The organism is Leisingera sp. F5 (genome assembly GCF_001593695.1).
Window position 1 is genome coordinate 1 of the sequence record NZ_LUKH01000745.1, and the last position, 1751, is coordinate 1751.

Consider the following 1751-nt stretch of genomic DNA (forward strand, 5'->3'; position numbering starts at 1 on the left):
GAAGAGTGGGAACAGCCCACAGGCCTCAAGATCCAGCGTGTCCGCACTCCGCTGGGGGTGATCGGGGTGATCTATGAAAGCCGCCCGAATGTGACCGCGGATGCCGGCGCGCTGTGCCTGAAGTCTGGCAATGCCGTCATTCTGCGCGGCGGCTCGGAGAGTTTTCATTCCAGCCAGGCGATCCATGCCTGCCTGGCCGAAGGCCTGAAATCCGCCGGCCTGCCGGAACACGCCGTGCAACTGGTGCCGACCCGCGACCGGGCCGCAGTGCAGCAGCTGCTGACCATGACAGACTATGTCGACGTCATTGTGCCCCGCGGCGGCAAGGGCCTGGTGGGTCTGGTCCAGCGCGAGGCGCGGGTGCCGGTCTTTGCCCATCTCGAGGGCATCGTGCATATCTACCTCGACAAAGCCGCCGATCCGCAAAAAGCCTTGGATGTGGTGCTGAATGCCAAGACCCGCCGCACCGGGATCTGCGGCGCCGCGGAATGCCTATTGATCCACCAAGATATCGCGCAAACCCTGGGCAAGGCCGTTCTGGACAGCCTGTCTGCTGCCGGCGTGGAAATTCGCGCCGAAGCGGGCTTGCCGGGGCCTGAGGGTATGGCAACCGCCACCGCTGAGGACTGGGGCAAAGAGTATCTGGATACCATCATCGCAGCCAAACAGGTTGCCAGCATTGACGAAGCAATCCAGCACATCCGCACCCATCATTCCCAGCACACCGATTGCATCATCACCGAGGATGAAGCTGCGGTTCAGAAATTCTTTGCTGAACTCGACAGCGCGATCCTGATGCACAATGCCTCCACCCAGTTTGCCGACGGCGGAGAATTTGGCATGGGTGCGGAAATCGGCATTGCCACCGGTAAAATGCATGCGCGCGGTCCCGTCGGCGCCACCCAGCTGACCAGCTTCAAATACCTGGTCCGCGGCGACGGTGCCACCCGGGCTTAAGCGATAAAAAACGCAAAACGCCGGGAAAATGTCCCGGCGTTTCTTTGCATAAAATGCTGATGATCAGAACTGCAGCGTGATCTTTTCCAGGTTTTGCTCCAGCCGGACGGTGCGGTCTGCTTCTCTGGCGGCCCCGGGGAGCAGAGCGAATTGCACCAGCGCCGGTGTGATCTCAGCATTTGAATTGCCACCGCTTACCCGCGCCCACAGCTCGTCATCCACGTTCAGTTTGCGGCCTTCGCCCATCACTGTCCATTTCCCGTCGGCACAGAAAATCTTGACCATTCCGCCATAGGGCAGGGCGGATTCCAGGCACAGCGCCGCCAGCAGGGTCAGGCGTGCCTCGCTGCGGGTGCAGCCTTCCAGCGGCGACCATTGGTATTTGATGCGTCCGCCCTTGCTGATGTCTTCCAGCACTGAAACCACTTCGGCCCGGCCCATCTGCTGGTCGCCGGCTGCGCCAAAGGCAATACGGAAAAAACGGATGCGGGCGTTGGCATTGGCCACGCTGTCAGAGATCAGTTCCAGCTCGGGGCCGGACATGCTGCCAGCCATTCCAAGCAATTCCAAGCCGTTGTTGATGGCACCGACAGGGCTGATCAAATCATGGCAGATCCGGGACCCTACCAATGCAGCCAGATTGGCGTTATCTACACCCATAACTTATACTTCCTCCGAACTGGGCCACCCGCCAATGAATGACCTCAACGCAATTTTAGCCCCCGGCATGTTCGTCCGGCACCCGGATCACCCTGAATGGGGTGTAGGGCAGGTGCAATCGAACGCGGGCGGCA

3 protein-coding genes are annotated in these 1751 nt (G+C 60.6%); 2 read left to right on the forward strand and 1 reads right to left on the reverse strand.

From position 1 onward, the window contains the following. A partial coding sequence (locus A2I95_RS35470; RefSeq protein WP_291737248.1) for a glutamate-5-semialdehyde dehydrogenase occupies positions 1–957 on the forward strand: 957 nt, incomplete at its 5' end. Positions 958–1020: 63 nt separating this feature from the next. On the opposite strand, the gene A2I95_RS35475 is transcribed toward A2I95_RS35470, so the two are convergent. Then, positions 1021–1617 carry a histidine phosphotransferase family protein gene (locus A2I95_RS35475; RefSeq protein ID WP_027258998.1) on the reverse strand — a complete coding sequence of 199 codons (597 nt, stop codon included), beginning with the start codon at positions 1615–1617 and terminating at the stop codon, positions 1021–1023. A gap of 34 nt (positions 1618–1651) precedes the next feature. Between A2I95_RS35475 and A2I95_RS35480 the strand changes: the two genes are divergently transcribed. Then, the coding region (locus tag A2I95_RS35480) for a DUF3553 domain-containing protein (RefSeq protein WP_291737249.1) at positions 1652–1751 on the forward strand (100 nt) is incomplete at its 3' end.